Source organism: Chryseobacterium sp. NFX27, assembly GCF_049887855.1.
Classification (GTDB): domain Bacteria; phylum Bacteroidota; class Bacteroidia; order Flavobacteriales; family Weeksellaceae; genus Chryseobacterium.
This window is the reverse complement of the sequence record NZ_JAGEKK010000005.1, coordinates 168513-192313: the sequence shown is the minus strand read 5'-3', so window position 1 is coordinate 192313 and position 23801 is coordinate 168513. Positions and strand designations below refer to the sequence as shown.

At 36.1% G+C, this 23801-nt stretch carries 23 protein-coding genes and 3 tRNA genes; 20 read left to right on the top strand and 6 right to left on the bottom strand.

Annotated features, from left to right (window positions below; genetic code table 11):
* Positions 1-2 precede the first annotated feature (2 nt).
* From J4Q03_RS07780 to J4Q03_RS07745, 8 genes are read left to right on the top strand one after another with little or no spacing between them, the layout of a single operon-like run.
* Positions 3-218, top strand: coding sequence for a hypothetical protein (locus tag J4Q03_RS07780; protein WP_426047621.1), 216 nt, complete (start codon positions 3-5; stop codon positions 216-218).
* Positions 218-1549, top strand: a complete 1332-nt coding sequence (locus J4Q03_RS07775; RefSeq protein ID WP_426047620.1) for a hypothetical protein — start codon at positions 218-220, stop codon at positions 1547-1549. Before J4Q03_RS07780 ends, J4Q03_RS07775 begins: the two co-directional genes overlap by 1 nt.
* 25 nt (positions 1550-1574) lie before the next feature.
* Positions 1575-2465: a hypothetical protein gene (locus J4Q03_RS07770; protein WP_426047619.1), complete on the top strand. Its 891-nt coding sequence runs from the start codon at positions 1575-1577 to the stop codon at positions 2463-2465.
* Between the two features lie 44 nt (positions 2466-2509).
* On the top strand, positions 2510-3103 hold the full coding sequence (locus tag J4Q03_RS07765) for a hypothetical protein (RefSeq protein ID WP_426047618.1): 594 nt from the start codon (positions 2510-2512) through the stop codon (positions 3101-3103).
* Positions 3096-5198, top strand: a complete 2103-nt coding sequence (locus J4Q03_RS07760) for an SGNH/GDSL hydrolase family protein (RefSeq protein ID WP_426047617.1) — start codon at positions 3096-3098, stop codon at positions 5196-5198. The genes J4Q03_RS07765 and J4Q03_RS07760 overlap by 8 nt, the downstream gene beginning before the upstream one ends.
* 1 nt (position 5199) lies before the next feature.
* Positions 5200-5760: a phage holin family protein gene (locus J4Q03_RS07755; protein WP_426047616.1), complete on the top strand. Its 561-nt coding sequence runs from the start codon at positions 5200-5202 to the stop codon at positions 5758-5760.
* Positions 5732-6280 (top strand): hypothetical protein, encoded by a 549-nt coding sequence (locus J4Q03_RS07750; RefSeq protein WP_426047615.1) that lies wholly within the window; start codon positions 5732-5734, stop codon positions 6278-6280. Before J4Q03_RS07755 ends, J4Q03_RS07750 begins: the two co-directional genes overlap by 29 nt.
* On the top strand, positions 6277-6873 hold the full coding sequence (locus tag J4Q03_RS07745; RefSeq protein ID WP_426047614.1) for a glycoside hydrolase family 19 protein: 597 nt from the start codon (positions 6277-6279) through the stop codon (positions 6871-6873). The genes J4Q03_RS07750 and J4Q03_RS07745 overlap by 4 nt, the downstream gene beginning before the upstream one ends.
* 142 nt (positions 6874-7015) lie before the next feature.
* Here the strand turns inward: J4Q03_RS07745 and J4Q03_RS07740 are convergent, their stop codons facing one another.
* Positions 7016-7783 (bottom strand): hypothetical protein, encoded by a 768-nt coding sequence (locus J4Q03_RS07740; protein ID WP_426047613.1) that lies wholly within the window; start codon positions 7781-7783, stop codon positions 7016-7018.
* A 60-nt stretch (positions 7784-7843) separates the two neighbouring features.
* The gene (locus J4Q03_RS07735) at positions 7844-8059 is read right to left on the bottom strand and encodes a hypothetical protein (RefSeq protein ID WP_426047612.1); all 216 of its coding nucleotides are present in this window, start codon (positions 8057-8059) and stop codon (positions 7844-7846) included.
* Between the two features lie 39 nt (positions 8060-8098).
* Here J4Q03_RS07735 and J4Q03_RS07730 point away from each other — a divergent pair, with 39 nt between their 5' ends.
* The 10 genes from J4Q03_RS07730 to J4Q03_RS07685 all read left to right on the top strand — a co-directional run bounded on the left by J4Q03_RS07730 (position 8099) and on the right by J4Q03_RS07685 (position 19453).
* On the top strand, positions 8099-8878 hold the full coding sequence (locus J4Q03_RS07730; RefSeq protein WP_426047611.1) for a hypothetical protein: 780 nt from the start codon (positions 8099-8101) through the stop codon (positions 8876-8878).
* Complete coding sequence (locus tag J4Q03_RS07725) at positions 8865-9368, top strand: hypothetical protein (protein WP_426047610.1); 504 nt, start codon at positions 8865-8867, stop codon at positions 9366-9368. The genes J4Q03_RS07730 and J4Q03_RS07725 overlap by 14 nt, the downstream gene beginning before the upstream one ends.
* A gap of 9 nt (positions 9369-9377) precedes the next feature.
* A complete protein-coding gene (locus J4Q03_RS07720) occupies positions 9378-9689 on the top strand; it encodes a hypothetical protein (RefSeq protein ID WP_426047609.1) in 312 nt (103 codons plus the stop codon).
* 198 nt (positions 9690-9887) lie between these two features.
* Positions 9888-10142, top strand: coding sequence for a hypothetical protein (locus J4Q03_RS07715; RefSeq protein WP_426047608.1), 255 nt, complete (start codon positions 9888-9890; stop codon positions 10140-10142).
* A gap of 6 nt (positions 10143-10148) precedes the next feature.
* Positions 10149-10463, top strand: coding sequence for a hypothetical protein (locus tag J4Q03_RS07710; protein ID WP_426047607.1), 315 nt, complete (start codon positions 10149-10151; stop codon positions 10461-10463).
* A 61-nt stretch (positions 10464-10524) separates the two neighbouring features.
* Positions 10525-10992, top strand: coding sequence for a hypothetical protein (locus J4Q03_RS07705; RefSeq protein ID WP_426047606.1), 468 nt, complete (start codon positions 10525-10527; stop codon positions 10990-10992).
* 64 nt (positions 10993-11056) lie between these two features.
* Positions 11057-15190 carry a phage tail tape measure protein gene (locus tag J4Q03_RS07700; protein ID WP_426047605.1) on the top strand — a complete coding sequence of 1378 codons (4134 nt, stop codon included), beginning with the start codon at positions 11057-11059 and terminating at the stop codon, positions 15188-15190.
* Positions 15177-15563, top strand: a complete 387-nt coding sequence (locus J4Q03_RS07695) for a hypothetical protein (RefSeq protein ID WP_426047604.1) — start codon at positions 15177-15179, stop codon at positions 15561-15563. The genes J4Q03_RS07700 and J4Q03_RS07695 overlap by 14 nt, the downstream gene beginning before the upstream one ends.
* Positions 15553-17610 carry a hypothetical protein gene (locus J4Q03_RS07690; RefSeq protein WP_426047603.1) on the top strand — a complete coding sequence of 686 codons (2058 nt, stop codon included), beginning with the start codon at positions 15553-15555 and terminating at the stop codon, positions 17608-17610. The genes J4Q03_RS07695 and J4Q03_RS07690 overlap by 11 nt, the downstream gene beginning before the upstream one ends.
* On the top strand, positions 17600-19453 hold the full coding sequence (locus J4Q03_RS07685) for a hypothetical protein (protein WP_426047602.1): 1854 nt from the start codon (positions 17600-17602) through the stop codon (positions 19451-19453). The genes J4Q03_RS07690 and J4Q03_RS07685 overlap by 11 nt, the downstream gene beginning before the upstream one ends.
* Here J4Q03_RS07685 and J4Q03_RS07680 read toward each other — a convergent pair.
* The 4 genes from J4Q03_RS07680 to J4Q03_RS07665 all read right to left on the bottom strand — a co-directional run bounded on the left by J4Q03_RS07680 (position 19450) and on the right by J4Q03_RS07665 (position 21145).
* The gene (locus J4Q03_RS07680; protein ID WP_426047601.1) at positions 19450-20646 is read right to left on the bottom strand and encodes a phage integrase SAM-like domain-containing protein; all 1197 of its coding nucleotides are present in this window, start codon (positions 20644-20646) and stop codon (positions 19450-19452) included. The genes J4Q03_RS07685 and J4Q03_RS07680 overlap by 4 nt on opposite strands.
* A 206-nt stretch (positions 20647-20852) precedes the next feature.
* Positions 20853-20926, bottom strand: a tRNA-Arg gene (locus J4Q03_RS07675).
* A gap of 32 nt (positions 20927-20958) precedes the next feature.
* Positions 20959-21033 (bottom strand) — tRNA-Pro (locus tag J4Q03_RS07670).
* Positions 21034-21060: 27 nt separating this feature from the next.
* Positions 21061-21145 (bottom strand) — tRNA-Ser (locus J4Q03_RS07665).
* 135 nt (positions 21146-21280) lie between these two features.
* Between J4Q03_RS07665 and J4Q03_RS07660 the strand changes: the two genes are divergently transcribed.
* Both J4Q03_RS07660 and aspA read left to right on the top strand, forming a co-directional pair.
* Positions 21281-22306, top strand: coding sequence for an N-acetylmuramoyl-L-alanine amidase (locus tag J4Q03_RS07660; RefSeq protein WP_426047600.1), 1026 nt, complete (start codon positions 21281-21283; stop codon positions 22304-22306).
* 69 nt (positions 22307-22375) lie between these two features.
* Entirely contained in the window at positions 22376-23776 is a 1401-nt protein-coding gene (gene aspA / locus J4Q03_RS07655; protein ID WP_426047599.1) for an aspartate ammonia-lyase, read from the top strand.
* Positions 23777-23801: the final 25 nt, after the last annotated feature.

Here is a 23801-nt window from a genome sequence, read left to right as displayed (position 1 = left end):
TTATGAATGCATTTGATTGGAAAATAGACAGAATTGAGACCTGCTGGTATCGGTCCGGAAAGTTCAGCAGGACATACATTGAAGTTACTTTCTGGTATAGTCCTGTAAGTTGCACAAGAAGAGAAACAAAGAGAAGTTTTACTGCTGAAGGACTTGAAGCTCTTCCGGATTGGGCATTAACTATAAAAACTCGAAACAGAAGTTTAGAAAATTACTGATGGAAATAGCAAAAGGAATTTATGCAGTTGGAGGACTGAATAATAAAACTGCAGTTTTTTTTAATAAAACTACGGACCCGGTTCACTCCACATTTAAGGCCAAAATTACTGATTCATTAATTAGCGGGAAATGGCTTCCGTGGGGTGAAAATAATCTTTACCCCCAGGAATTCGCTGACAAATTAAAGAAAACCGGAGTTGCTGTTGGTGGTCTGGAAGTCTTAACTGCAGCACACTTTGGAACAGGCTTCAGATTGTACCAGGGAACGGAAACAGAAGAGGCAATTATATTCAAAGAAAGATTGGTCGATTCTTTCCCGGATATCGCTGTATTTTACTACAGAACAAAATTTGATATTTTTCTCTCAGAAATCATAACGGATTATGAAACTTTCCGTGTGGCTTTTACAGAGTATTTATTGTCACCGAATGGTAATGAAATTATTTCTGTAAGAAGAATAAAAGCCGCTGATTGTCGTTTTGAAGCTCCGGATAATTTCGGAATCATTAACAATATTGGTGTTAATACTGACTGGGAGAACTATGAAGAAAAAAACACAACTGTAATCCGGTGTTTTGGAGCAAATATTCCCATAGAAGAAATTAAGGCTTTCTGTAAAGAGAAAGGCATCCGAAATTTTACTATACCGTGTATTGATACGCTTTTAGTTGAAAAGTCATATCCTTCAGTTGGTTGGCATGCTTCATTTAAAAATGGATGGGTTGATGTAGTTTTATCCATCCCTGCTTTCAAAAAAGCAATGTTTGAGCAGCAGCTTAACATCAAATACCTGATTCACGTTTCTGATGAATATTTCTCTCATATCTATGGTCAAGACTGGAATCTGTTTTCTCCAGAAGAAAGACAGGAAAAACGAACACAGCTTGTTGATCTTATCCACGAAAATTTACAGGGAAATCAGGCTGGAGGAAAATCTATTATCTCACCATTCTTTATTGATAGGGTTTCCGGTAAAGAGATTAAAGGAATTCAAATCGAAGAAGTTCCTCAAACGCAATCAAACGGAGATTTCTTACTCGATAGTTCTGCCGCTAATTATGAAATTCTAACAGCGATGGGGGTTGACCCTTGCCTGATCACCGGTGGAGCTTTCGGAGGAAAAACATTAAGTGGTTCCGGATCCGATAAGCGAGAAGCCTGGGCAATTCTTTGTGCGAAACTTCCAATCAAGCAAATTAGAACCCTGCAGATTTTTGAAAACATAAAAATTTGGAACGGTTGGGATCTCACAGTTTTCGGAAAATTCCCAAACATAAATCTAACGACTTTAGATAAAAACAAGAACGGACAAGAAAAAGTTGTCAATTAATTATGTGTAAAAATGCGACAAAAAAATGGAATACTATATTGATGAAACTACGCTTCCGGAATATTTTATTTTGCCCGGAGAATTTGACTGGAAACTTATAGACCAGGAACTGGGGTTTTCAGAAATATTTGATATTATTCCTGAAGAAATTTATCTGCAGTTAAAAAATGAAACTGAAGAAAATAAAAAGGAAATTTTCAGACTGATCACTAAAGCTTCTGTTCTTTACTCATTCATTCTGTCTATTCCTAAAATTAAAGTACACATCACGAATTATGGTGTGCAGGAATTCATCCAGGACAAATCTAAAGCCGCTCCCTGGTGGGACGTCCGAGATCTTGGATTGTCTCTCTTGAAGTTTGCTGATAAATTATTCTCAGAAGCAATTACAAAAATTGCTGCAGTTGATGAACTGAGACATGATATTCCCTTTTTTGAGAACGTATCTGAACATATAAAGACTCCGGCTGAATTTGAAACCATATATTCTATCAAAAATTCTCCAAAAGTTTTTAAGATGCTGCAGACTTATTTAGAGCAATCTTACTCTCTGGATATCTTGGATAAGATAAAACCTGAATGTATCGATCAGATCAAAGCAAAACCTGAACTGTATAAATTTTTGAAACAGGCTAATGTCTGTTATGCCTTGTATTATGCTTCATTGATGCCAAATTTCGTGTTTTTGCAAAATGCAATAGCAATACAGTATGAAGAACTTCCGTGGCAAAAATCACAGGTTTTAACTCCGGATATGAAAGCGTTGTCAGGAAAGAATTTTATAAAGCTTGGAGATGCGAGTATGAAGGTGATCACAGACTATATTAAAAAAAATATTGCTCAATTCCCGTGCTACAGTCCACCGGTTCCTGAAAGTACAATGCAAGCCAGAACTTCAGGAATTTACCTCATTTAATGTCCTTTTGAACCGGTAGCGATATCGGTTTTTTTGTGCTTACAATGAGCTTTGAAAACCTAAATATTGAAAGCATAAATAATTGTCCGGGATTAGATTTTAGTTCCGGACTTAAGACTAAATTATTTTTTGCTCCAGCGTCTCATTTTTTCTATACACCACTGCCAAAACCTGGGATATCGTTTGAAAGTGAAATCATTATTGTTGATGAAATCATCATGAGATCCGAAAAGAAGCTTTTCAGCATTGATGTATTAGTTGAAGAAAATGAGTTACGTGTAAATCTTACCGGTAATAAAGAAAAAAAACGATCAGTAACCAATTTTGCCTTTTTCATTCTTGGATTCCGTCCTTCTGTATTAGGCTTTGTCAAGCGCTGTAAAAATGTACCCATGATTTTTTTTATCCAGGACGCGAATGGGAATAATTGGCAGATCGGACACTCTTTAACTCGCGCTTTCATGGAAGCAGCGGAATCGTGGTCCGGTAAAAAATATGAAGACAACTCCGGTGCAGCTGTTACGGTAAACTGTAATTCATCTGTATTTCTCTATCAAAAATCACTTGAACATTTCGCAAAACCAGGAGACTTCAACTTAGACTTCAACAATGATTTTTATATAACTGACAATGACTAAACAAGAAATTTTAGATCAAATTGCTGAATCAATCACCAGCAACGGTCTTCAACAAATTAACGGAGTAATCCTTAATACTATTTTAACAGCAATTGCTGAAATTATTCCAGAAGATTCCATGTTGACATCTTCCTTTGGAGGTATCGTAAAAGCTACAGACACAATAATCACAACACCAGGCGTGAGCAGATGGTTTATTGCTAAAGGAGGTGTCTATACAAATTATGGAGGTTTTACTTTATTGGATAAAAATTTTAACATTCTCTCTTTTGATGGAGCCAATTGGGATAAAGTTGAAATTGAACTTCCTAATTTTCAAATATCTCCAACGTTTGATCCTACAACTAAAACTGTAGCTCAGGGAGGTCGGCAAATCGCTGAATGGATTGGAGCTGTTGATACAGTAACACCTTTGGTTATAGGTATGACAGGTGTCGGCGGGAGTGATGCTGCAATGGGCGGAACCGGAGCTGAAGGTAATTTAATAACAAATTCAAATTGTAAGGCAACAAAAACTTTAAAAGTAAAAAATGTAGTCACTAATCTTTCAGTTGCAGGAACATTTAAAGTTGCTATTACAGACAAGAATAATGTGATTATTTATACATCTCCAATATATACAGCGGGTATAGGTTCACAAACTACTGTTTTACCTGATATAGTATTACAAAAGGATGAAACAATATGGTTGATGGCATTAGATGCTTCAACTGCAAAAATACGATGGAATGGCGGATCTGCTGTAACGACAAATAGATTTTTGCAACGTCCAGCAACTACTGGAGCAATTGTACAAGGCCCGGTTTCATCATATTATTCAATTTTCTTTAATACTGAATTCACTGAAAACACCGGCATTCTGAAAGGCTATATTCCAAGATCGGAAGCTGAAGGATTTACGGATGTTGACCCATTGGAAGCTTTCGGTTCCGCGGCCTATACTAATGTTGTAGGAAACCAAACGACAACAGCATATTATATTCTAAAGATTCCATTCACGGTTGATAAAGTTATTAAAGAACTAAATTTTAGCGGCAATGGTGGGAATATGACTTTTGTAATAGGATCGTTAGATCAAGCAAATAAATTTATAGAAGAACGTTCTTTCGTAGTTAGCACTGTTACTGGAGTTAATACAATAGCAGTAGATCAGCTTTTAAAAGCAGGTCAATATTTAGGAGTAAAAACACCAGGGAATATGCCAAATATTCATACGACTTTGCAGAATAACTACACCTGGGGAATAGAAGGAAATCACACTAATCCATTGATCCCACTTACGGCCTGGAGTTTGGGGCTTGCTTTCAAAGCAAAAACAAGAGTATTAAACACAAATGCCTTAGTACGTCAAACTGCGATTAATGACTTACAGGCTCAAATTAATAATTTCCAGCCTTCGAAAGTTTGGCAATCTGCAGACGGGACGAATTGGAAAGTAGGAGTATCAAATACAGGTCAATTCATTGCTCAGGCGGTGGGACGCTACACTAAGATTCTTCATTTTGGAAATTCTATTTTACGTCATGCGATCATGTCCTACTGGTGGGGTGATTGGGGTATGGCAGCAAAAACCCGAAACGATGATTATGCACACAGGTTTTTAGCGAAAATAAAAGTTGCAAACCCAACAGCGCAAAGCTGGGAGCAAAATATAGCTGCTTGGGAACAAAACCCATCGGGATATAATAAAGCTCAATTAGATACTCTTTTAACAGCTCAAGCTTATGATCTTATTGTAGTAAGATTGGGGGAAAATGCTACAAGTATTCCGGTAGCAACTTATAAAACTGAGTTTAGGAATCTGATTACCTATATTCAAAGTAAAGTACCAACAGCGCGGATTATTATTGGAGGTATGTTTTGGAGTAACGCCGGACTGGAGGGCGCAATGCAGCAAATTGCTATCGAAAAGAATCTCACTTATGTTGATATGTCAGGACTGGATATCGCCGCTAATAAGTCCTTTATTGGCGATACTGTACAGGGAGACGATGGGCAAACACATACTGTTGACAACGCAGGAGTAGCAAACCATCCTAATAATGCTGGAATGGAAGCAATAGCAACGAGATTATTTACAGCATCACAATCATAAAATGAAAACAATTAATTACATATTAAAACTTATGGGATTTTTAAATGTCTCAGATTTTTTAGGCAAATACCATCCTCTATTCGGAGGTGTTTTTGCAAGCTCTTTGACATTTGGAATCATTACCGGGTTTATAGAAACTCATAGCGGAATATCAATTCTGCTATGGATTTTCTTTGCTGCAGGAACTCTCTTTGATCTGTTGGTGGGTCTTTACACTAATCTTATATACTTAAAACTAAAGTTTGAAAGTGACAGGTTCTTCAGGGGTATTTTTAAACCCTTTGTCATGTTCGTTGTCATTTTTCTCACGAATACTTTTAAAAGAGGATTAGAAAACTCACATATCAAGCCAGAACTTTTAGAAGACCTGGCAGTTTATATGACAGCTACAATACATTATTCATTTGTGATAACAATAGGTGTTTTTATTTTACTGAGCATTGCCGAAAATATGGCAAAAATGGATATCAGAGCTGCAGTAACTCTTACCAAGATTTTGAACATGAAAATTAAAAAATTAGAAAAATTTAACGATGAAAACGACATTGATAACGCTGCTTAGCTTTCTTATGCTTTCGTGTGGATCCATTAAAAAAAATAAATTTTCCTCTACTTCTGAAGTAAAGGAAAATTTAGATATTAAAGCATCTGCAGGGAGTAGTACAAAAAATCAAACTTTTGAAAACGCTTCAATACGAATTGAAAACAATGGATTTAATATTTCCGTCAAGCCTTTTAATGGACAGGATTCATTTTTCAATTTTACATCTCCAGACGGTCAATTGTTCCAAGGAACAACAAATGCAGAAATAAACTTTGAAAAGAAAGCTGAAAAAAAAGAAGAGCAGTTCACGAAGAAAACAATTACTGAAACTACGTATTGGTCTCATGTTACTTATAAATCACATATTACCAATAAAACCGTTACCAGGTATTTAGATAAATATAAAGAAGCTTATCCTTGGTATTATATTTTGTTTGCCGGATTCATGCTCCGGGAACTGTTAAGACTGCTCTGGAACTGGCTTAAAAAAAGTAATTGGTATCTGAATTTAATACAAAAAATAAGCAAAAAAAAATGAAAGCTTTAGAGTTATCAAAGAAATATAAAACTCAACTGGAGAAGTTTGAAATTAATTCTCCCTTGAGAAAAGCGCATTTCTTTGCGCAAATAGATCACGAAAGCAGTATGAAAGCAATTAGAGAGAATTTATTTTACTCTACAATAGCTGCTGCCAAAAAAGCATTTTATACTCCTTTTAGAGGAAAGTCTGATGCTTTTATTTCTCAATATCTTCGTAACCCGCAAAAGATGGCAAATTATGTATATGCTAATCGGAACGGAAATGGAAATGAATCAACCGGTGACGGCTGGAAATACAGAGCTGGAGGAATGATCGGAACTACAGGCAAAGCAAATTTTGAAAGATTATCTGCAGTTACCGGAGTAGATTATGTAGAGGAACCAGATTTGTTAAATAATGAAGCTGATTCTTTAATTGCAGCTCTGGTATACTGGAAAGATAATAAATTGAATTCTTATGCAGATCAAGACAAGATTGATTCGATTTCAGATATAATTAATAAAGGGCGAATTACTGCTGCATTTGGAGATGCAAACGGTTTCCAAGATAGAGCCAATAAATTGAAACTGTACAAAGAAATTTTTAAGTAATTAGTGTAATTACGGAAATCCGTAAGGCGGTTATAAAAACTCGTTTTATCTTTACAGTATTAAAAACCGATCCAATATTAATTGGAAACATTTTCTAAAAATTTATATTTTGAAGCGGCCACCTACCCAACAGGTGGTTTTTTTATTGTAGTGAGAGCTGCTGATTTTCCGGGTTAATTTTTTTAAATATTTGTTGTGATATTAAGAGCATTCCAAGATCACCAGGATGAGCTGCAATGCCTTCTGCTTTCCAAACTTTTTTTATTGATCCGGGATACTGATTTGCACTGTATTTTTTATTGTTAGAAATGTAGGAAATATCCACAAAATTAGACTTTGAAGATGTCGATATATTCTTTGTTACTTTATAATTATTCACATTCATAAAGTAGGGAGAAACAACATATTTTTTTGAGCTTTTAAATCCTTCCAAGAATTTTACAGACACCTTCTCAAATTCATCAGCATTCGCTTTTGTTGAATTATCTCCCAATTGATAAACAATATATTCAGGATTGAATTTGTACAGATTCTGAATCTTTGAATCCTTCAAATTTACTTTTTCCGGAGATCGTTCAAGATTGGAATAATTAGCATATCTTAAAATGATATTCTTATCAGTGTTTTTCTTTTTAAAATCTTCAAATAATAAGTGAACAAAATCTTTATTATAGTTGGTGGCTGCCATTCCACTTTTGTGATTCCATCCGATTTCTTTGGCCACGCCATGAGATGTAATACTGTTCCCAATTATCAGAACCTTCAGCGTATCTTTTGTATTTACCGTCGTTACTAATTCTTCATAATTAGGCATTTCAACATTATTCATGTCGAGTAAAATATCTTTTTTACAGCTTTGGAGAAAGAATAAAGAAATTGTTAATGAGGATAATACAAAACTTCTTTTCATGTGAATGGTTTTAATTTTTCACAAATATACAATTATTACAAAAACTGAATTCTGTAATAATTATTCAAAATTTTTAATCTCCTCTTTGGCAAATTCACTCATTTCATCAATGATCTTTTCTCTTTTATAGGGATTGTAACCGACCTCGAAAACTCTGGATAACATTGGTGGATTAAAGTTGTCAACCTTGTAACAATAACAGAGATTATCAGTTACATAGATAATTAGATATCGCTCTTCTTTTGGTTCGTAAACAAGTTTCATTGTCCTTTCCATAATTTTTTTGCTTTCTGAGATTGCTGCAAAAATAATGCAATGGCAGAATATATTACAGTAGCGAGTTCCTGGAATGAACTCAATGATTGGCAACTTCAGGAAATATCACATCTATATTTAAATACACCTGTAGAAAAATTTCATATAGCCTATAAGGATATGATCTTGATTGTTTTTCAAAAGGAAAATACAGGAAAAGCTTTTTTTAACTTGCATAAATTAACTCAAAATGTACCTATTTCAGAGCTGGAGAAACACACTAGATATCTGAAGGAAAAAACGGATTTCTACAAATTTCCTGAAATACCAGGGTTAATAAAACCAACTGACAGAATCGGAAATATCACCGTTCGTCAGTTTTCTACGATTGATACATTTTTTTACCACTGGAACAAAGATAGATCGCTCATCAATCTTAAAAGACTTGTGGCTTCACTTTACAGGGTTAAAGAAAAATTTGATGACTTGGATCTAGCTTCAGTCGATGCGATAACGAGAAATATCCCTGTCAAGCAAATGGAAGCAATAGCATTGGCTTATTTGTTTACCAGGCATTTAATTGCTGAAGAATTTCCGATCGTTTTTACAAAGCCAAAAGAGGAATCTGAAGAGGAAAAAAAATTGAAGCCTGTTTTTACAAAAAAAGATAAACAATTTGTTCCTTTCGATAAGATCATTATCGGGATGTCGATGGACGAACTCCAGCCTTTAGGAAAAAAACAGGATGTTAATGAAGTTCGTATTTACGAATTCTTAAGTGTTCTTTCAGAAAGTATTCTTTATCACAAAGCAAAAGCAAAGGCAAATGAAGGAAAATAGTTACATTCAGGTAAAGGATTATTTTGAAAATTTAGTTCAGCAGTCTAATTTTCTAAATGATTTTGTTGGTTTTTTTGAGAGAGAATGGAAATCCAAACAAGCAAAGCTCGGAGGTCTTAAGGCTCCGGTTCTGGCACTGTTCAAATATGATGTCGGCTTTGATGGTCCTGATCAGAACTCTATTGCTGTTAGAAAAATAGGCTTTGCGATCATGTTCAATAAAATACCTGCCGGAGATTTTCAGGCTCAATATAATGCTATTTATGAGGCTGAAAAATTAGCGTTTAAAGTTTTATCCAGGATATGGATTGACTCTCATAACCAGGATCACTTCTTATACAATTCATTTTTGAAGGATTCTGTAGAAATAAAACCTGTTGAACTCTCTTCAAGTGATTTCGGAGTAGACGTTATTTTTAATCTGAAAAATAAACAGATCTTAAAAGTTGATACTTCAGATTGGAAAGATTTGGACCATATTTGTAGCTAAATAGTTTTTATGAAAAATAAGATAAAAGTTAAAGTAAACTTGAATTTAGATTCATATTCCATTATGGAGACTGAATTCGAAGGAATGCCTGCCAGGAATGAAATCATTTCCAGAGTAAGAATAATTTTAACCCTGTACGGCCTCCAAGAAACTGAGACAAATTTGGATATTTTAGGGAGCTACATAATAGCACTTAAGAAAAAGCATGGAGTTCCGGAAATGGATATTTTAAAGCACATGTATGAAAATAAAACTGATGGTGTGAGTTTAAAAATGCAGGCAGTTATAGCAGCTGTTTATTTATCCAAGTTCAAAAAATAAATTTAAAATTTTGGTTTTTTACTTTTTTTCCTATATTTGCCATGTCAAACATATACTAATCAGCAATGCAGATTATCTTTTACGGAATCTATATAAATTGCCCCGGAGATGTGGTTTACTTAATCCTTGTGATTAGTATGTGTTTGACAACCCCACATCGACGGGGTTTCTTTTGTAGCTAATTTTAAAAATATAAAAATGTCAAACACAGTAAAATTAGCAGTTACAGGAAGAAATAGTATTGTAATTGCAAAAAAAAGAAGATCCAGAAAGCTAATTACTCCAAGAGCTTTCGCAAAACTTTTCAACGGAACATTTGAAATGAATATTAAAAATGGTATTGCCTTTTGTAAGTTTATTTCTCCTGGGAAAACAGCTCAAGCCTGGGGCGCAAACTCTCCGAAAGCATACAGAAATATGTTAAGAAATTTTCATCACAAATATGCAAATTAAAAACACATGGATGATTATGTACAAGTAATGAAAGATCTCCTCCAGGAATACTATTCAACAACGCCTGAAGGCAGCAAAATTGAAATGCAGACCAGTGATGTCTTTAAATGGTTGAAAGGTATAATTCCAGATGAACCAGTTAGTCAGCATGATGTTTTTGACGCATTGACAGAACTCGATTACAAAAAATCCCAGAAAATTATTACCAAACGAGTTCAAACTGTCAAAGCCAATAAAAGCTTAGGAATCCAGGCAGAGTATGAAGACCAGGAAGTCGCACGGGTCTTAGTTTGGAATCTTTACGAAAAGCTAGAAGATTAATATAGTCCCAATGTCCTTTAAAATGGATATTGGGATTTTTATTTTTCGGGAAATATCAGAAATGGCTTATAACGACGAAAAAGAAGTTGCGATCCGGGCCGAACAAATGTTGGGAACTGCTTTACGAAGTAAAACATCATCTTTCGCGGATCACATTAACAGAAGAGAAGGAGAACCTTCTATTAAAGATGCTATTGTAAAATCTACTGTAAAACCGTATGGCAAAGTCAGAAACGGAACAAAAAAGTTCTATTTGAGAAGCTTATCCATCAAAATGGCAAAACACGGATTCATACAAAATGCCGGAGTAAATACTACGAGATCTGGCGGAACCAGAACCAGGCACAACCCACAAGAAACAACATACGGTTTCAAATCTCATATCATGAAAATGAATGCTCAACCTTTTATTGAAGAGGCAATCGAATCTTCAAATGTAAAAGAATTTGTAATGAGCGAAGTTACCAGGCTGCGAAATGAAGAAATTGTACTTAATATCAGAAATATTGTAGAAAGTATCAGACGCTAGATACTTTTATGTCCTTTCACAAAAATTCCCTCACAAGCATCTTGCCACAAATTCTTAAAGAAAGATGGCAGGAAGAACCACCATATCTACAACCGGAGTTCTGTACATCAACGGAGCTCAGGTTGAAAATACATTCCAAAATTTAAATAGGATCACCCGGAATCTCGAAAGGGAGCTTCGTAGGCTTCCTGTAGGAACCAGAGAATTCAACGAAAGAGCTGAAGAGCTAAGGCGCGCCCGGCAAAGATTCCAGGAAGTTAGAAATGAAATCGATTCTCTTTCTGGGACTCTTAACAATGCTTCAGGATTCTTGGGTCTTTTTCGTAACGGCTTGTTACGATTCGGAGATACTTTCCGTGAAGTTTTTTCAGCAAATATGGCTGAAAGATTCTTTGATGTAATTATAGATAAAGGAAAGGAAACTGTTGATCAGCTTCTAAAGATTTCTGATGCGATGACAGACGTTGAAAAAACAACAGGTATGTCAACAGATCAGGTTAAAGAGCTTTGGAGTCAATTCGATGAGATGGACACCAGAACAAACAAACTTGAACGATTGAAAATTGCTGAAGTAGGTGGCCGATTGGGAGTTCCAATCGAGGAAATGAAAGACTTTGTCCAGGAAGTTGATAAAGCTTATGTCGCTCTAGGTGATAGCTTCGAAGGAGGTTTAGAGGGTGTTGTTGACCAGCTCGGAAAAATTAAAGGTCTATTTAACGGAACAAAAGAATTATCATACGCGGAAGCGATTAATAGGATAGGTTCTGCACTTAATACATTGGCAGCTCAGGGAACGGCTTCTGAAGGGAATATTGCACAGTTTGCCCTCCGTGTCGGTAACCTTCCTGAAGCGTTAAGACCGTCTATTGATAAAGTTCTCGGATTGGGTGCTGCTTTCGAAGAGTCGGGAATCGATGCTCAGATTGCAGCTTCAGGATTCTCCAATTTCATTTCAGCAGCCGGTGAAGGAATCGAAGCTTTTGCAATATCAATGCACATGAGCACAGCTGAAGCTCAAAATCTCCTTAATACAAAACCTGAAGAATTTTTCCTCCGTTTTGCTCAGGGGATGAAAGGCTTAAGCGCTACCGAAACATCAAAAGTCTTCTCCAGCTTAAAACTTAACTCTCTGGAAATTCAGAAAGCTGTAGGTGCTGCAGCAAATAAAACTGAAGAGTTTAAAAAGGCAATGAAAACTGCAGGGATTGAAATGGATAAAATGACATCCCTTACTGACGAGTTCAACAAAAAAAATAATAATGCTCCTGCGATTCTGGAAAAGATCAAAAATGCCTTTAATGATACTTTTACGTCCACTCAGATCATAAATAAGTTTGAGAGTCTAATTCAGGCAGTTGGATGGTTAACCGGAGTGACTGATGAGTCTGGAAATGGTATGCTCATTTTCAAAGAAAGACTCACGGCGCTCTATAAAATAATCATTGTGCTTATCTCCGGAGTTATTGGTTACAATGCTGCCATGCTGATTTTAGTATTAACAACTAAAAATGCAGCAAGGGAAACTCTTATTTACAATCTTGTTCAAAAAGCAAAAGCTGCCTGGGATGCTATTGCTAGGGCTACTACACTTTTGGTCGCTGTAGCTTACAATTTACTCACCGGTAATATTGTGAGGGCAACAGTAGCTATGAGAGCATTTAACATTGCAACCAAAGCCAATTTTATTGGTATTTTGGTAGGAGTGATTACTGCTGTAGTTGTGGCTATAGCACTATTTTCTAAAGAAGTTGATGAAGCTGCAGCAAAACAGAAAATGCTGAACGAAATCAATAAGGATGCGGAAAAAGGAATCATTTCTCAAAAAAGAGAGCTTGAGCAGCTCGTCAAAATTGCAAAGGATGACAATTACAGTAAGGAACTTCGATCTGATGCCATTCAGAAATTAAACAAGCTTTCTCCGGAGTATTTAGGAAACCTTACTTTAGAAAATATCAAGACTCAGGAGGCCACTAATGCGATCAAAGCTTACACTGATGCACTTCTTAGAAATTCCAAAATTAAAGTACTGAATAAAAAGCTTGATGAAATTAATGAAAAAATCATTGATGAACAGGATAAGCCGTTAAAGGATGTTGCTAAAGAGAACGGAAATTGGGTTGATCGTAATTTATCGTTTTTAACTCCTTCCGAGATCAAATTAATGGATAAGGACCAGCGGAAACAATTTGAAATCTGGAAAAAACAGGCTGGAGACGGCTATGCAAGACAGATGATGGATACCTATGGATACATCTATGAAAAAAGAAATCAGGCTATTCAGAAATTAAACAATGATGCAAATACTCTTTCAGAGCAGATTGCGAACCTGTCTACGGTTCCCGGTATCGAAGAAAATACTGTTCCAAAGAACATTCCGCTACCTGATAAGCCCAAAGATAAAGATCCTAATAAAAAAAATAGGGATGATCTTGAGAAAGCTCGCGAAGCTTACAATAAAGCCAATGAAGCAAAAACTGAAGCCGATAAAAAAGCCGGTGAACTTGAGAGAGCCAGGATAGATGAGCAGTTTAAGATCTGGGAAGAAAATAAGCAGAAGGAATGGGACGTCGAGCTTCAAGATTATGAAAATCGTAAAAATGAGCTTCAACAGCAAACTGCAGAATTTAAAAATCAGATCAAAAAAACTGATGATGAAATAAAGAAGTTGGAGCGTGACAAAAAGGAAACAAAAAATCCTGCAGCTGCAGCTGAATATGGAAACGCTATTGCTGGTCTTGAGGAAGCCAATAAAAAAAGACTGGGATTAATCGATGCTAATGTAAAAATGGAAGATCAGATCTTCCAGACTCATGGCTTTAATCTCTTGAGAATTGAGGAAAAATATCAGACAAAATCTTATGAAAATCAGGTAGAATCACTTCAATCGAAAATAGATCTTGAGAGAAAGTCAGCTGAAGATTCTATCAATAATATCACTACGATGGATGAAGCTCGCGAAGCTTTATCAAAAATGAGTTACCTGAAGCTTACTGAGACTGAATTAAAGGCTATTCAAACTTTAGAAGATGCAAAAAAAGCCCTTCGGGAAAATGCTGACAGAGCTTATCTGAAGTCCCAGGAAAACTTCCTGATGGAACAACAAAAATTACTTGAGAAATTACTTCAGGATCCTTCTCTTTCGTCTGAAGCTACGGAAAAGCTTAAGAAGGATCTTGAAGAATTAAAAGGTAAAATAACAGAGGTTCAAACTGCCATGACCGGCGGCAAAGAATCTGATGATAAAAAAGTAACTGAGGAAAGTGATACTGAAAAGGAAAAGGTTGATATCCTTGGATTTTCTGCAAAGGATTGGGAAACTGCCTGGAAAAATCTCGATACAACAAAAGGTAAGCTCGGAGCCGTAAAAATGGTTATTCAAGCTTTAGGTAATGCTTTTCAGGCTTATTATCAATTGCAGAATGCTCTTGCTGAACGAGAAATGGCAAGGTTCGAAAAGAATAATGATAAAAAGAAAAAGGAGCTCCTGGGACAATTGAATGCCGGAGTGATCACTCAGGAAGAATACAATAAAAAACTTCAGGGATTAGATGCAGAAACTGCTAATAAAAAGGCCGAAATCGCTTATAAGCAAGCCAAGACAGAAAGAGCTTTAAAAATAGCGGAAATCATCACTAATACTTCTTTGGCAATTATGCAGGCCTATAGCCAATTAGGTCCGATTGGAGGAACCATAGCTGCTGTTCTGATTGGAACGCTTGGAGCTGTTCAGTTGGGAACTGTTCTGTCTACACCACTTCCGGATAAACCAACATTCTACCAAGGTGGACATACTGGTAGAGGATTTGGTTCTCCGGATGAAACCGGACACGTTCCTGCAGGTATTGTACACGCAAACGAGTGGGTAGCTCCAGCCTGGATGCTTGAGGATCCTAAAACAGCTCAGGTTATTGATTACCTGGAAAGTGTTCGTCAAGGGAAAACAAAACCATTCGCTAACGGCGGATTTACAGAACCCTCTGCAGATTCCTCCAATATTAACCCAACACCACCTCAGGCAAATTTGATAGATGTTGTCAGTCAAAATCTGGAAGTGATGTCTGAGCTAAAGGATATCCTTCAGAAAATAGATGATGAAGGTATAGAATCTTACATGGTCGCTGATGCCAAAAATGGAAAATTATTCAAGAAAGCAACAAAAGAATTTGAAATCATTGAAAACAGAAATGCAAGAAAATAACTTTCAGGAGCTTCAGATTTTTGAAGCTCCTATCCTAAACGAATGCTGCGATTTACTAAGCAAAAGAGTGAAAAATATTACTGGAGAAGATATCTATCTGGTAGGATCTGTTTCAAAAATATTGAACGGTGATCTGACAGAGGAATACAAGGTAAAAGATATTGACTTCATCGTTTCAATGGCAGGATTTCAAAAATTAATCCGGAACAAAGAAACGCTATTTCCTGAAGCCAGGACAATCGAGCAAAGACCGGAGCGTCTGATAATTTACCTGAACAATTTTGCTATTGAGATCTGGAATTATTTAGAGCGAAATACGGATAAGAAGAAAAAATATTTTAAAAACAAAATACCTTATTTATATGCCAATTAGAACCAAACAAGAAGTTCAGTATGTGTTAGTTTGCCCTCCGGGGCATGGTGGTGGTTCAATGTGTTCTACAATTTCTACAATTGTGGATGTTCCTATTAGAGACTGGAAAATTAATCCGCCGCAATTAAATAAAGTCTGGCAAATGGGAACAGCTGCTCCTGGACAATTATTCCAGGATTTCACTTTTCCGGAATTAGAATTTGTTTATTATAATTATACAAACTTTAGATTTAAAGTTAAAAAAAACATTGCTTCAGGGGCCGTTGATTTTGTAAATCTAACCTCTGTAAAGCTTGTAGGAGATACATTTAATCAAACAAATCTTAATACTGAGAGGGTCTACTGTGATTTTCAAAATCTGGACAACCTTTCAGTGGGAAATCATGTGCAGCCAATTACTATCGAAGCTTACGGAATTGACTCAAATAACCAGGAACATTTTGTCGAATCTTACTATACTGAAATCTCAGTTACCGTTCAAGCCGGTACCGGAATTTCAACTGATAAAAACGTTTATAATTTAACCTATAACAAGGCCGATGGACTTTTGTCCGGGGATGATAAAATTATCGTCTTTGTCACGGATCCGGTTACCGTTACAGCAACCGAACCATTCATTAATCTGACCCAGGAGTCTGTAAATTCTCAAAGACATTTGAAGTTTCAGAATAATACGGTAATTCAAAATAAAGCTGTTGGAACTTACTCTGGAACTGTAACAATCCAAATAGGCACTGCAGTAAAAAACGTAACTGTAAATTTAGAAGTAATCAACGATACAACCGTTTTTTATGTGAGTCCATCTGCATTTAATACTTCTCTTCAGAAAAATCTTTCTGAAACAAAGCAGTTTTCGTCAAATATCTCTAACCCGAACAATTTAACGATTATTGTTGATAGTAAGCCCTCATTTATAGATACAGCTGTTCTCAATAATGGAGTTTTAAGTTTTACGACTGTAAACTCTTCTACGCTTTCCGTGGGAAATTATTCCGGAGAAATTATTCTGAGAGCGGGAACTGTTACAAAAAAGGTAACAATCAATATTAGCGTGGTCCAGGCAATAACTCATGACTTTTCCGGATCAAACTATTATTTTGCAAAAGATGCCAATAAAGTAGTTTTAAACAAGACTTCATCGTCTTCAACTTATGTGAAAATGACTTTGAAAATGTTCTTTAATGGATTTGGCCAACAGTACCAGGAAGAGGAGGAATACACTTTCCCATATTTTAAAGGATCCGTTGAAATTTATCCTGGTGATGAAGTTCAGGACTTCTTTATTATGGCAAAAGATATCACAACAGCTTTGGATCCTGTTTATCAATATAGCCTGGCTTTAGTAGAAATGACTTTCGAAGAAATGAACGAATTAGATGAAGTTCAATCTACGTTTGTCCTGGACAACATCTATTTCGCTCCTGGAAAAAAGCCTAAATGTTTTCCGGTTTTTACAAACTATCCAATAAGAAGCACTTACAATGAAAGTGTTATTAAATTAAGTGTAGATAGACTTTCTGAGAAAGACGAATTAAATAAATTATTCACTCAGTACACTCTTCCAAAGCCTGCTCATGTTTCTAAATTTAACGTTGATCAGTTTACTTTTTTAAGGTCAAGCTTCAGTCCTGCTCTTAAAAGAAAGATTATTTCTTCAAATATTATGCAGTTTGTTCCGCTTCCGGAGCCGGAGAAGATCATCCATATAGAATGGGAAAATGATAATCTTGTTTTTGACTGGTTTTCGGCGTCCGGAGATATCAAAATTCCGGTAGATATCGATAATGTTATTGGTGAATCTAATGAATATCTGGAAGAAAAGTTTGATAGTGTTGATAGGAGAACTTTGACAGTGAATACCGGCTGGATTTTGAAGGAAGAGATTGATCTGATAACTGATCTGCTAAAGTCTCGTTTATGCTTTATTTACGCAGAAGGTGTAAGATATAAAGTGTTTCCGATTACGAATAAAAATGAGCTGAAGGATTCCGGAAAGAATACTTTTTCAATGGATATTGACTTTAAAATTCTGGATAATGAGAACTAGAGCTGATCAATTTATAACAGAAAATTCTGTAATTCCACTGACTGGAGTAGAAACAAATTTTACAGAAGAAAACCCTCGGTTTAAGGATTCAATCTGGACGAAATATACTTTACCATTCAAGTATTATTATAAGAGGAATTTTTTAAGTGAAAATGGTCAGTATTCGTCATTTAATAATATGAATCTGAAACAGAAACATGAAGGATATCACATATTTGAAGGAAAGGTAAGAAAGGGTGTTCTTGAGTTTTTAGAAATTAGGAAGAAGTGGGCTAGTATTCAGATTGATTCAGGGTTTGAAGAACTTCCGAATTTTGAAAAAAAATTAAAAGAGCTACCGGTCGAATTTAAATTGGTAAATGATATCTACAATCATGCGAATGAGATCGTTTCCAAAAAATATCCAGAGACAAATTATAATTTCCCGAAATTATATACAACAGAATATGACACAGATCAGGACGGGTGGAAAAATTTTAACTGTTTTATTAATGATAGAATTTTAACCACTGGAACGAATATTAAAGAGTTTCCTAGGAATGAAATTCAGGAAAATGCCAACGGTTGGGATGTTGTCAACAGAAATATTATTCAGCCAATCCCTTATCTTCTGCACGTTTTAAAAGCTGGGTTTCTGGATGCCGGCTTTGTTCTGCAGGGAGATATTTTGGAGGATCCACAGCTAAAGCAAAAAGGAATATTTTCTCCGGAGCAGTATTATACAACAGGTGAGCAGAAATATCAGAAAACCTTTGTGTTTTCAGCTGAATTTTTCGATAATGAAATTGTTACAGGAAATATTTTTGGACATTGGGTAAAGAAATTTAAGATTGATGCACCCGGAAAATACAGATTTATTGGGAGCTGTTTTACAAATGGAGATCCAAATTGTAATCTTGCAATTAAAAAAAATGGTGTTTTATTAACATCTTACGGTAGTGGAACTGTTTCTCAATTCATAAATTTTGATCAGGTTGTGGAAATTGATGTTGATGAAGCAGAAGCTGCTCCTGAATATAGTTTCGAATATTTTGGCAGGGTTTATAGTGACCGTTTTAATGCTGAAGGCGTAAATATTGGAGTTGCTGAAATTAAGATCAACCCAATGAGGCAGAATACGACGTCTGGAGATCCTATTCCGTTTGTATTCAATTTTGACCGGGTTGATCTTAGAAGAGCCCTTCCGGATATGACTTTTGGAGACCTTGTGAACACTATTAAAAACTGGAGGAATTATGATCTGTCATTTGATGGTAATGTTGCAACTATGAATCGGATTGTAGTTGATAAGCTGAAAGAACCGGAAGACTTCAGAGAATTTGAAGTTGATGATCCAATTAGAAGCCGGAATGATAAGAGGTATTTCAATATCAAATTTCCAGATGTAGAAGGATTGAACCTGGACTCTGTATTTTTTGATGAGAATGGATATCAGCTTAACAAATCTGTTTTACCGAAAGATACAACTGAAATTGTGATCAATGGTTTCTGCCTACCATTGGAAGTTTTTAGAGCCGTAACAACAGCAAGAACTTATGATGAAAGTGGAGCTCTCATGCTTGTACATTATGAGGGACTTGATCAGAATGGAGATAATCATGCTAAAAATCCAACTGGGTTGCATGGAGCTTACTTTGCGGATTCTGTTAAGGATTGGTTTTTAAATAGGTTGACGAATTTCACTTATAAATGGACTTTTAGGATATCCAAATCAAAAATCCGGAAGTACAATATTCGGTCTGAAATTTATGCATATAACAAAAAGCATTGGATTAAATCCTGGGTAAAAAATTCTGTGTCAAAGAAATTTTATTCCGTAGAAATCGAAACGGAGACTTTTTAGTCTCCGTCTTTTTTTAATACAGCATCAATAATCGTCCTTTGAACTTCATCCCGAACATGATCAGGAAATCTACTTTCATAAATGGCATGAACATCATCGTGTGAGTGTCCTGTTATTTCAATCAAGATATCCCTATTCAGCATTAATTTTTTTCCAATATTTATAAAAGTGTATCGAGGAGTTTTGCTAGTGAAATAAGAATTAATATCGTTGTTTTTAAGCCAGGTTCTGAACCGTCTTATATAATTATCCCGGTAGGAATAATTTTCTGCCTTTGCCTCATATATTTGTAAAAAAGGCATGAGATAACCAGAATCATCCTTGTATCCATCAAGAATGTCCCAGACCTCCGGATAAACATAATTATTGATCACCTCATTGGTTCCTCCTTTAAACCTAACAAATTTAATTCTGTTATTTCTGATATGGTCATAACGTAGATTTAATAAATCAACATAATCTATACCTCCTAAAAGAAAGCAAAGAATGAAAATATCATAATATTTGGATTTTTTTGGAACTGCAACAATTTTTTTCATTTCTTCCTGGGTAAAATCTTTGTCTTTTGTTGGTTCCGATTTGGGCATGACTCCTATAAAGTGTTTTGTTGCATCTGCAGGAACAAAAATTTTTCTCTTTACAGCTTCATTATAAACAGTACGAATTGCTCTTAAATAAACAGTAACGCCATTATTACTTACTTTTCGTTTTCCGTGCTGATCTCTTTTTGATAGGTGAAAATCACGATATTGAATTAAGTAATTATAGTCAATTTGATTAAAAAGAACATTTGTATTAAATTGATTTAAGGCTTTCAAGTTGCTTTCAAAATAACGCGCTTGGCCATCATTATTCCTTTCTCTAAATTCGTCTATATAGCTTTGCCAAAAAGAAGATAATGAATCGTTATTGTTGCCGAGAATAAGGTTCTTTATCTGTGTTGATGTTCTACTTACATTCTGAGATAAAATTTGATTAATAATAAGTTTTTTCTTTGTTATGTATTCATATAAAGTAAAGTAATTTGGATGGTTTGGTCGCGGTTCCTTACGAACTTCGTCCCATTCTTCAGGGAATGAATAAAATGAAGTTGTTGGATACTGCCGATCCGTTGGGGTTATATAAATACTTATAATGATTGGATACCCCTTTTTTCTCAATTTTGATTTGTCTAATTTAATTTCTATTTCCATTGTCAATTATGATTGAAAATGTCTGAAAATTGTCTGAAAAAATTAATGTCTGAAAAGATGTCTGAAAAAAATCTGAACAAATATACCATTTTCGCGCATTTTTGGCTTGTTTTTTTTCGTATTTTTGTCAAATATTTGATATAAAAATAAATGGTAGAACTTGTTGAAAATAACAAAAGCCCCTGAAATAGAGGCTTTTAAATAAGTGAGCGCGAAAGGATTCGAACCTTTGACCGTCTGCTTAGAAGGCAGATGCTCTATCCAGCTGAGCTACGCACCCATTAAATAATTTTGAGAAAATTACTAAAACAGTCGGGGCGGCAGGATTCGAACCTGCGACCTCCTGGTCCCAAACCAGGCGCGATGACCGGACTACGCTACGCCCCGAGAAATATAGTTAGTAAGAAAAAAATGCGGAGGGTAAGGGATTCGAACCCTTGCGACGCTTGCACGTCGACAGTTTAGCAAACTGCTCCATTAACCACTCTGGCAACCCTCCTTTTTTCTTATTTTTTAATGATCGTTGTTCCGTTATTGCGAGTGCAAATATAGAATAGATTTCTTTATTTACCAAATAAAATTCAAGAAAAATTTGCGTATTTTTGAGGAGATAAATGATTAAAAAATTAAACTGATGCGTAAGACATTATATATCATCGGATTAAGTACTTTTGTTTTTTCATGTACTTCCCAGCAAAATGTTACAAAAAATACATACAAGCCAAAAGCCCCGGTATCACAGGCAAAACCTGCCGTGAAAGCTCCGGTGGCGACGACTGCAAAACCTAAAATTACCAATGAACGCGGAGTGGAATTTTTTACCACCAATCTTGCTGATCCTACAAAAAATGATAATACGGCAAGTTACGGTTCTATCGTTTCGGCAAAGCCGGCAGGATATAAAGTTGTAAAGACCTATTTCCCTGCCATAGCACAGAACTTTAGACAACGTTATCTTATATTACATTATACAGCGCTTCCTGATGACAAATCCATTACAGTTCTCACCCAACAGGGGGTAAGTGCTCATTACCTGGTTAATAATACCGGCGATAATGAGATCTATCAGCTCGTTGACGAAAACAAACGTTCTTATCATGCCGGAGTAAGTAACTGGAGAAATGATAAAAACCTTAATGATACCTCTATAGGCATTGAAATCGTCAATACCGGATATACATCAGATGCTGAAGGGAAAAAAATATTTGCATCATTCAGTGATGAGCAGGTGAGAAAAGTGGCTGCTTTGGCTAAGGATATTGTCAGCAGATATCAGATTCCGGCAACCAATGTCCTGGCCCATTCAGATATTGCTCCAACCAGAAAACAGGATCCCGGACCTATGTTTCCATGGAAAAAGCTGTATGATGAATACCAGCTTGGAATGTGGTATGATGAAACTGTAAAACAGAACTTCTTAGCTCTGGCGCAGGAAGAAGTCCCCTTAAAATATAATGATCCTTCCTTTATCTTTGCTATTCAGACTGCATTGCAGAAATTCGGGTATTACCTGGATCTGAGCGGAAAGTGGGATGATGCAACAAAAAGAACCATCGAAGCTTTGCAGTACCATTTCCGTCCGCAGAATTACGACGGAATCCTGGATGCCGAAACATGGGCAATTCTTCAGGCTTTAAATCAAAAATATCCAGCGAAATAACTATTAAAGCGCATCGGTAAAGATGCGTTTTTGTTCTATTTAAAAATAAAAACAGCTAAAATATCTGTAATGGAAAATTTCAGAAAAGAAAGCGATCTGTTGGGCGAACTCAATGTGCCTGCAGACGCATATTACGGAGTACAGACGCAGAGAGCGATCGATAACTTCAAAATTTCGGGACAGCTTCTGTCTTCCTATCCGGATTTTATCAAAGGTCTGGCTTTTGTGAAAAAGGCAGCGGCAAAAACCAATTATGAATTAGGTCTGCTTGATGAAAACCTGTATTTCAGAATAGCGGAAGCATGTGATGAAATTGTAGAGGGAAAATACCATGAGCAGTTTCCTGTGGATATGATCCAGGGAGGAGCCGGTACTTCAATCAATATGAATGCGAATGAAGTGATCGCCAACATCGTTTTAGAAAAATTAGGAAAAAATAAAGGGGAATATGAATTCTGTTCACCGAATGACCATATCAATCTTTCCCAGTCCACCAATGATGCTTATCCTACGGCGATCAAAATGGGGCTGTTGCATATGAATATCGTGCTTGTTGAAAAACTTGAAAAAATCGTTGAAGCTTTTCGTGCCAAGGGAAAAGAGTTTCATGATGTAATAAAAATGGGTCGTACCCAGCTTCAGGATGCTGTTCCAATGACTTTAGGCCAGGAGTTTGAAGCGTATGCAGCCACTCTGGAAGAAGATATTTCTAAATTAAATAACAATGCCGGCCTTTTTGTAGAAGTGAATATGGGAGCAACAGCCATAGGAACAGGACTGAACGCTCCTGTGGGCTATGCAACCCTTTGCGCGAAAAACCTCGCTCAGATCACCGGTTTTCCAGTTATTTCCGCTCCGGATCTGGTTGAGGCAACACCGGATACAGGTTCTTATGTGATCTATTCCTCCGCTACAAAACGTCTTGCCGTGAAGCTTTCAAAAATCTGTAATGATCTGAGACTGCTTTCTTCAGGTCCAAGAGCCGGATTATTTGAGATCAATCTTCCTCCTATGCAGCCGGGATCATCCATTATGCCTGGAAAAGTGAACCCTGTTATCCCGGAAGTGGTAAACCAGGTTTGCTTTAAAGTATTTGGGAATGACCTTACCGTAACTTTTGCCGCAGAGGCCGGGCAGCTTCAGCTTAACGTAATGGAGCCTGTGCTTTCCCATGCAATCATGGAAAATATTAATTTCCTTTGCAATGCTTTAGATACGCTTCGCGAAAAATGTATTGTGGGAATTACCGCCAATAAGGAAATCTGCCTGAATATGGTAAAACACAGCATCGGTATTGTAACAGCACTTAATCCATATATCGGGTACAAAAAGTCTACGGAGATTGCAAAAGAAGCCCTGGAAACCGGAAACAGCGTTTACAATCTTGTTTTGGAAAAAGGAATTCTTTCCCAGGAAAAACTGGATGAAATTCTGGATCCTAAAAACATGCTGAAACCGCATAACAAGTAATAGTATAAGCGATAACTGATAATAA

What these genes read in the sequence shown, in the direction of transcription:
- J4Q03_RS07780 (WP_426047621.1), top strand. Translation starts at nt 3, where the DNA reads ATGAATGCATTTGATTGGAAAATAGACAGAATTGAGACCTGCTGGTAT.
- J4Q03_RS07775 (WP_426047620.1), top strand. Translation starts at nt 218, where the DNA reads ATGGAAATAGCAAAAGGAATTTATGCAGTTGGAGGACTGAATAATAAA.
- J4Q03_RS07770 (WP_426047619.1), top strand. Translation starts at nt 1,575, where the DNA reads ATGGAATACTATATTGATGAAACTACGCTTCCGGAATATTTTATTTTG.
- J4Q03_RS07765 (WP_426047618.1), top strand. Translation starts at nt 2,510, where the DNA reads ATGAGCTTTGAAAACCTAAATATTGAAAGCATAAATAATTGTCCGGGA.
- J4Q03_RS07760 (WP_426047617.1), top strand. Translation starts at nt 3,096, where the DNA reads ATGACTAAACAAGAAATTTTAGATCAAATTGCTGAATCAATCACCAGC.
- J4Q03_RS07755 (WP_426047616.1), top strand. Translation starts at nt 5,200, where the DNA reads ATGAAAACAATTAATTACATATTAAAACTTATGGGATTTTTAAATGTC.
- J4Q03_RS07750 (WP_426047615.1), top strand. Translation starts at nt 5,732, where the DNA reads ATGAAAACGACATTGATAACGCTGCTTAGCTTTCTTATGCTTTCGTGT.
- J4Q03_RS07745 (WP_426047614.1), top strand. Translation starts at nt 6,277, where the DNA reads ATGAAAGCTTTAGAGTTATCAAAGAAATATAAAACTCAACTGGAGAAG.
- J4Q03_RS07740 (WP_426047613.1), bottom strand. Translation starts at nt 7,783, where the DNA reads ATGAAAAGAAGTTTTGTATTATCCTCATTAACAATTTCTTTATTCTTT.
- J4Q03_RS07735 (WP_426047612.1), bottom strand. Translation starts at nt 8,059, where the DNA reads ATGGAAAGGACAATGAAACTTGTTTACGAACCAAAAGAAGAGCGATAT.
- J4Q03_RS07730 (WP_426047611.1), top strand. Translation starts at nt 8,099, where the DNA reads ATGGCAGAATATATTACAGTAGCGAGTTCCTGGAATGAACTCAATGAT.
- J4Q03_RS07725 (WP_426047610.1), top strand. Translation starts at nt 8,865, where the DNA reads ATGAAGGAAAATAGTTACATTCAGGTAAAGGATTATTTTGAAAATTTA.
- J4Q03_RS07720 (WP_426047609.1), top strand. Translation starts at nt 9,378, where the DNA reads ATGAAAAATAAGATAAAAGTTAAAGTAAACTTGAATTTAGATTCATAT.
- J4Q03_RS07715 (WP_426047608.1), top strand. Translation starts at nt 9,888, where the DNA reads ATGTCAAACACAGTAAAATTAGCAGTTACAGGAAGAAATAGTATTGTA.
- J4Q03_RS07710 (WP_426047607.1), top strand. Translation starts at nt 10,149, where the DNA reads ATGGATGATTATGTACAAGTAATGAAAGATCTCCTCCAGGAATACTAT.
- J4Q03_RS07705 (WP_426047606.1), top strand. Translation starts at nt 10,525, where the DNA reads ATGGCTTATAACGACGAAAAAGAAGTTGCGATCCGGGCCGAACAAATG.
- J4Q03_RS07700 (WP_426047605.1), top strand. Translation starts at nt 11,057, where the DNA reads ATGGCAGGAAGAACCACCATATCTACAACCGGAGTTCTGTACATCAAC.
- J4Q03_RS07695 (WP_426047604.1), top strand. Translation starts at nt 15,177, where the DNA reads ATGCAAGAAAATAACTTTCAGGAGCTTCAGATTTTTGAAGCTCCTATC.
- J4Q03_RS07690 (WP_426047603.1), top strand. Translation starts at nt 15,553, where the DNA reads ATGCCAATTAGAACCAAACAAGAAGTTCAGTATGTGTTAGTTTGCCCT.
- J4Q03_RS07685 (WP_426047602.1), top strand. Translation starts at nt 17,600, where the DNA reads ATGAGAACTAGAGCTGATCAATTTATAACAGAAAATTCTGTAATTCCA.
- J4Q03_RS07680 (WP_426047601.1), bottom strand. Translation starts at nt 20,646, where the DNA reads ATGGAAATAGAAATTAAATTAGACAAATCAAAATTGAGAAAAAAGGGG.
- J4Q03_RS07660 (WP_426047600.1), top strand. Translation starts at nt 21,281, where the DNA reads ATGCGTAAGACATTATATATCATCGGATTAAGTACTTTTGTTTTTTCA.
- aspA (WP_426047599.1), top strand. Translation starts at nt 22,376, where the DNA reads ATGGAAAATTTCAGAAAAGAAAGCGATCTGTTGGGCGAACTCAATGTG.